Raw genomic sequence first — 6292 nt, forward strand, 5'->3', positions numbered from 1 at the left:
GGCATTGGCAAAGCAGCCGGCCCCCACCTGGGCGGCGGCCATGTCGATATCGGCATCGGCTAGCACGATGGTCGGGCCGTTGCCGCCCATTTCGAGCAGAAGCGGCTTGCCCGCGCCACGCCGGGCGATCGTCGCGCCGGTGGCGGAACTGCCGGTGAAGCCGATGGCATGGGTGCCCGGATGAACGACGGCCTCGTCGCCCACCTCCGCACCATCTCCCAGAACGAGATTGATGGCGCCGTCCGGCAAGCCCGCCTCGATGAAGCATTCGACAAGTGCCGTGGCAATCAGCGATGTCGTCGGCGCCGGCACCCAGACAACGGTGTTGCCCGTTGCGACGGCCGGTCCGAGATAGTAGAGGCAGGGCAGGGCGAGCGGGAAATTCCATGGCGTGATGATGGCAAAGATGCCCTTCGGCTGCAGGAAGCTGAAGGCGCGCTTGTTGGCATCGGCCAGGGGAAACGCCGCCGTCTCCAGCCACTTCATCTGCTCTGCCGCATTGCGGAAACCGAGAGCTGCCGCCGATGCTTCGGCCTTTGCCTCGCTGTGGAAGGGCTTACCCTGTTCCAGGCAGAGCAGGTGGGCAAGCTCTTCGGCGCGCCTGTCGATCGCGTCGGCGATGCGTATGCACAATTGAGCGCGTGCGAAGGTTCCCATCTTGCGCATGGTCCCGCGTGCGCCTTCGGCGGCTTTCACCGCGCGACCGACATCGGCGCGGGTGGAAAGGGAGAGATAGCCGAGATGCTCGCCCGTCGAAGGACTATCGATTTTCAGGAATTTGCCCGAGCTGCCGGCAATCCACTCGCCGCCGATGCGGTTGATGCCGATGCGGGCGGCTGCTTCCGGCTCCGAGACGATCGCCATGCCACGCAGGTTGGGGCCTTCGAGAGAAGATTTGAAATGGACTGTCATCATGCGTTCCTTTGGCCGAATTCGGATTGGATGTTCAAAATGGCGGCGCGGCTGCGTTCCACGGCTGCGATGAAAAGTCTGCTGCCGGCCTCCGCGCTTGCCTGCGATGGCGTGCCGATGACGCCGTTGTCGCGGATGGCTTCGAAACGGCGCCAGACGGTGACGGCCGGCGCGGCGTAAAGGTGAGGATCCGGCCAGGATGGCGGAGTGCCGCCTGGCGGGATGAGATCGCGGCGAACGCTGTCGCCAAGCACATGCATCATCAACGACGTTTCAAGCGCGCAAGCGTGACCGGTGCCTGTGGCGGCATCGGGCAGGGCCTGCGCCGCCACGTCGGCGATGAGATCGAAATACGAGAAACCCGCGGTGACGATGCCACGCTTGCCAAGGGTGGTGATCGCCACCTGGATGGCGGCGCGGTTTCCGCCATGGCCGTTCAGCATGACCGGCAGGAAGCCGTCTTCGGCAAGGCAGGTGCAGAGATCGACGAGAACGGCGATGAAGATCTGCGGGCTGAGGCTCATGGTGCCGGAGAAAGAGCGATGATGCTCGGACGAGCCATAGGCGAAAGGTTCGGCGACACGGATGGAGGCCTGTCCTTCCGCCGCGGCGAGCGCAACCGCTTCCGCAAGCCAGCAATCGACGCCGAGCGGCAGATGCGGGCCATGTTGCTCGACAGCGCCGAGCGGTAGAATGACGACGGGTTTATGCACGCCGGCTGTCGCGTGTCTTTCCGTATCCGGGGAGGTCATCAGCGCAAAGCTGGATCCAGGCGGGATCGGCAAGGCCGGAGCTGGCTCGTTCATCGTGCTGCCTCGACAAGCCGGGCCTTGGCGTAGGTCATGCCGGAATCGGCCAGGAGAGCGACCATGATGATTGCTCCCTTGTAGAGTTCGAGGCTGGACGGGTCCGTGCCGAACACCCGAAGCGCTGTCGTCAGCAGGCTGACGATCAGCGCGCCGACGACCGCGCCCCACACCGTTCCCCTGCCGCCGAAAATACTGGTGCCGCCAAGTACGGCCGCGGCGATCGCGTCCAGAAGCAGCGAGGTCCCGCCGATGTTGGGCGTCACGACCGGCACCCGGCTGATCATGATCACGGCTGTCAGGAAGACGAAGATACTGGAGGCGCAATAGACGAGGATCGTGTGTTTCGTCACCGGGATGCCGGCAAGTTCCGCGGCTCCGGCATCCGATCCGAGCGCATAGGTACGCAGCCCGAAACGGCTGTGCCGCATCAGGATTGCTGCTACGGCGACGATCAGCAGCGTTGCGAAAATGACATTGGGAATGCCGAAGCTGCGTTCGATGCCGACCGCGCGAAGCGTCGGATCCTTCAGCATCAGGACGCCTTTGGAGGCAACGGCAAGCGTTGCGCCCTGCAGCGCGACCATTGTGGCCAATGTCGTCACGAAGGGCGGTATCTTCAACAGTGCGATAACGGCGCCGTTCGCGAGGCCGATCACCACCATCACGGCAAAGCCGACGAGCAAGGCAAGCGGCAGGCTGGCGCCGCCGTCGATCAGGCTGGCGATGAAGACGGCACAGAAGGCGACGCCGACGCCGGCGGACAGGTCGATGCCTGCCGTCAGCAGAACGATCAGGGCGCCAAGCGCCAGTATGGCGATCGGGGTCGCCTGGGCGACGATGTTGATGAGGCTGGCGGTTGAAACGATGCGGGCGTCGATGAGCGCGAAGATCGCCAGCAGGATGACCAGCAGGATCAACGGCGAGAGGTCGAGAAAGCGCCTGCACCAAATGTTCTGTTGGCGGGTCATGAGGGTTCTCTCATCGGATGTGCCAATCTTCGACCGGTTCGCGCAGGCCTGATTTGACGCTGCGCAGGATTGCATCATTGACGGCGACGGCGCGCAGGGCGTCGTCGAGCGGCATCACGAAAGGGGTTTCGTCGCGAACCGCGGAAATGAAATGGTGGACCTCCTCGAAGAGATCCCCGGTGATGCGGCCATTGACGGTCGGCCAGTGCAAGGCGTCGGGCTGCGACCACTGTCCATGCGATAGGATACGTAGACCGTGGTCGCGCACGTCGAGGTCGATCATGCCTTCGGTGCCGATGATTTCGGTGCGCGCCCAGATGCCGGTCGGAACGGTCGGTGGCAGCGTCCAGCCGAAGTAGAGCTGTCCGCTCATTCCGTTCGACAGCTCGACGGTGGAGAAGATCGCGTCTTCGGAGCGAACTCCGAGCGAAGGCATGAGCTTGGCGACCGATCGGGAGTAGACGGCGATGATGTCTGAACCTGAGATCCATTGCAGCGCATCCACGTCGTGCACGCCGAGGTAGAAGCAGACGCTCGAGTTTCCGTTCATGCGAAGACCGACTTCGCGATTGGTGAAACGGCCGCTGCTGCCGTGGATCGGCTCGCCGATCCGCCCGGATTTCACCGCTGCCGCGGCTTCGCAATAGCGCGGGTCGAACCGCAGGATGTGGCCGACCAACAGACGCGCGCCGTTTCTCTCCGCCGCTTTCGCAATCGCCTTGGCAGCGGAAAGATCATGAGCCATCGGTTTTTCGAGCAGCACCGGCTTGCCGGCATCGAGCAGAGTGCGGCAGACGTCTTCATGCAGCGTATCGGGTGCCGCCACTATGTAGGCGTCGGCGGCATTGGCAGTCAGCGCGGCGGCGGCATCGGTGAAATGCCGGACGCCGAAATCGGACGCGGCCTTGCTTCCCGAGGCAGCGTTCGGATCAACGAATGCCGATAGTTCCGCGACAGGGCTCTCGGCAACCACCTGCGCATGCAGGAGACCCATGTAGCCGGCACCGACGATGGCGATCTTCAATTTGCTCAAAGGGTCCTCCTTACAGGCATGGTGCAAGGTTGGATGCTGGCCGGGGTGCGCAGGCTGGTGGTGTGATCGTGCGATCACCGAAGGCCAGCGTCATCACATCTTCTTCCGTCGCCCCACGCGCCAGCGTGCCGACAGAGTGGCCTTCGCGCATGACGACGATGCGGTCGGCAACGCCGAGGACCTCGGGCAACTCGCTCGACACCATGAGGATCGCCGCGCCCTCGGCCTTCAATCTTGCGATCAGGTGATGGAGTTCGGACTTTGCGCCGACGTCGACGCCGCGTGTCGGCTCGTCGAGCAGGATGATCTTCGGCTTGGTGGCAAGCCATTTGCCGATGACGACCTTCTGCTGATTGCCGCCCGAGAGTTCGATGGCCATCTTGTCGGGCTGGGCCGGCCGCACGCCGAGTGAGCCGATGAGATCGCGCGCGAGAGCCAGGATGTGGCGAGGTCTCAGCAGGCCGAAGTGACTGTTGTCGCGAATCCAGGCGAGGGACAGGTTATCCCTGATCGACATCGTGCCGACAAAGCCTTCCAGATGCCGGTCTTCCGGTATGTAGACGATGCCGGCGCGATTGGCGGTCTTGGTGTCGCCGCTGGTCTGCTGCCCGCCGAAAATTCTGAGGGTGCCGCCATGCATGGGATCGAGGCCGGCAATCAGCCTGAGCACTTCGGAGCGGCCGCTGCCCATCAGGCCGGCGAGCGCGACGATTTCGCCCCTGCACACGCTGAGCGTCGCAGACTTCAAGAGCTTGCCATCGGAGATGTTGCTGATCTCGATCGCGGTCTCGCCGACTTGCGCTTTGAGATAGGGGAAGATGTCGCCGACATCGCGCCCGACCATCATGGAGACGATCTCGGCCTCGCTGGTCTGGCTGGTCTGGCGCTCGCCGATGAAGCGCCCGTCACGCAGAACGACGACGCGGTCGCACTGGCTGAAGATCTCTTCCATCTTGTGCGAGATGTAGAGGATGCCGGCGCCGCGAGCTCTCAGCCTGTCGATCAGGTCATAGAGCTGGTCGCGCTCGCGGTTGGAGAGCGCGCTGGTCGGCTCGTCCATGATGAAGAACCAGGCATCGGACAGAACGGCACGGGCGATTTCCACCATCTGCCGGTGCCCGACGGAAAGCGTTCGCAGTTCCGCGCCAATGTCGATATCGAGCGACAGCTCGTCCATGATGGCTTTCGCATCGCGCCGCATCCGGGCCCGGTCGAGAAATCCCAGGCGGGTGTGCGGTTCGCGGCCGATGAAGAGATTCTCCGCCACGGTCAGGTCCGGCGAAAGGCTGAAATGCTGATGGATGACGCTGATGCCCTTGGCGGCGCTGGGGGAGTGGAACTGGACGGCGTTGCCGTCGATGACGATCTCACCCTCGTCCGGGCGATGTAGACCGGAAATGCACTTCACCAGCGTCGATTTCCCGGCCCCGTTCTCGCCGGCAAGTCCCACCACCTCGCCGGCCGAGACGGCAAAGCTGACACCGTCGAGTGCCTTGACGCCCGGAAAAGACTTGCCAAGCCCGCGCAAGGCGATGCTGTGTTTGCCGACCGATGTTGCGGCGGTGTTGCGGGGCGACGGGGTGGACTTGCGGCCACCGGTCTTGAACAAGGCGGCGACACTCTCCGGCTGGCTGGTGAGAACGGCCACCAGAATGAGGCTCGCGGTCACGAAATAGATCAGGATCTGCGGCACCTGCAGGAACGACAGGCCGGTGTTGATGACGCCCAGCAGCAGCGCCCCGATCGCCGTTCCCCAGATCGAGCCCTGGCCGCCGGAGAGTTTCGTGCCGCCGATGATCGCGGCTGTGATGGCTGTAAATTCAAGGCCGGTGCCGGCAAGCGGCTGTGCCGAACCAAGGCGGCCGATGGTGAGGATCGCGCCGAGCCCGGCTGTCGCACCGGCAATCAGGTAGACGGAGATGCGCACGAGGTCGACGGGAACCAGAGAGGCCCGCGCCGCCCCCGCATTGCCGCCGATCGCATAGATCCAACGCCCGTATACCGTTCGATTGAGCACGAACCACCAGAGGCTCAGGCAGATGGCGGCGATGATGACGGAGACCGGCAGCAGGCCGATTGTCTCGCGTCCGGCGAAAAGCAGGACCGGATCGGCGACCGCGATGCTGGATGCGCCGGAGAGACTGAGCGCCAGGCCGCGCGCGAACGCCATGGTGGCGAGCGTTGCGATGAAAGGGGAGATGCCGGCAAAGCCGATCAGCGCTCCATTGAGCAGACCTATCGCGGCACCGCCACCGATCGCGGCGAGAAGGCTCAGGCTCGCCGAGCCGGTTGCCGTATAGGCAAGACCCGCGGCGATGCCGGAACAGGCGAGGTTGCTGCCGACGGAAATATCGATGCCGCGCGCGATGATCACGGCCGTCATGGCAAAGGAGATGAGGGCGATGACCGCACTCTGCTGCGCGATGCTGACAAGGTTGCCGGTCGACAGAAAGCGCGGATCGATCCAGCCGAAGACGGCGATGGCGACCAGCAGCACCGCGATGAGAACCGGTTCGTTGCGCCGTAGTAACGGAGAGGTCCAGGACTGGAACATGGGTCGGTCCTCTTAT

Annotated in this window: 5 protein-coding genes; all 5 read right to left on the reverse strand. The window is 63.9% G+C overall.

Features of this window, described 5'->3' with window-relative positions:
* On the reverse strand, positions 1-912 hold a 912-nt coding region (locus tag EN969_RS12730), incomplete at its 3' end, for an aldehyde dehydrogenase family protein (protein ID WP_127419155.1).
* Positions 912-1718, reverse strand: a complete 807-nt coding sequence (locus EN969_RS12735; RefSeq protein ID WP_013530431.1) for a creatininase family protein — start codon at positions 1716-1718, stop codon at positions 912-914. The genes EN969_RS12730 and EN969_RS12735, both read right to left, overlap by 1 nt.
* The gene (locus EN969_RS12740; protein WP_024503985.1) at positions 1715-2689 is read right to left on the reverse strand and encodes an ABC transporter permease; all 975 of its coding nucleotides are present in this window, start codon (positions 2687-2689) and stop codon (positions 1715-1717) included. Before EN969_RS12740 ends, EN969_RS12735 begins: the two co-directional genes overlap by 4 nt.
* A 10-nt stretch (positions 2690-2699) precedes the next feature.
* Positions 2700-3722 (reverse strand): Gfo/Idh/MocA family oxidoreductase, encoded by a 1023-nt coding sequence (locus EN969_RS12745; RefSeq protein ID WP_013530433.1) that lies wholly within the window; start codon positions 3720-3722, stop codon positions 2700-2702.
* Between the two features lie 10 nt (positions 3723-3732).
* Positions 3733-6276, reverse strand: a complete 2544-nt coding sequence (locus EN969_RS12750; protein ID WP_063168708.1) for an ATP-binding cassette domain-containing protein — start codon at positions 6274-6276, stop codon at positions 3733-3735.
* Between the last annotated feature and the right edge of the window lie 16 nt (positions 6277-6292).

It is taken from the genome of Mesorhizobium sp. M7A.F.Ca.CA.003.01.2.1, assembly GCF_003998945.1.
In the GTDB taxonomy this organism is placed as follows: Bacteria; Pseudomonadota; Alphaproteobacteria; order Rhizobiales; family Rhizobiaceae; genus Mesorhizobium; species Mesorhizobium ciceri.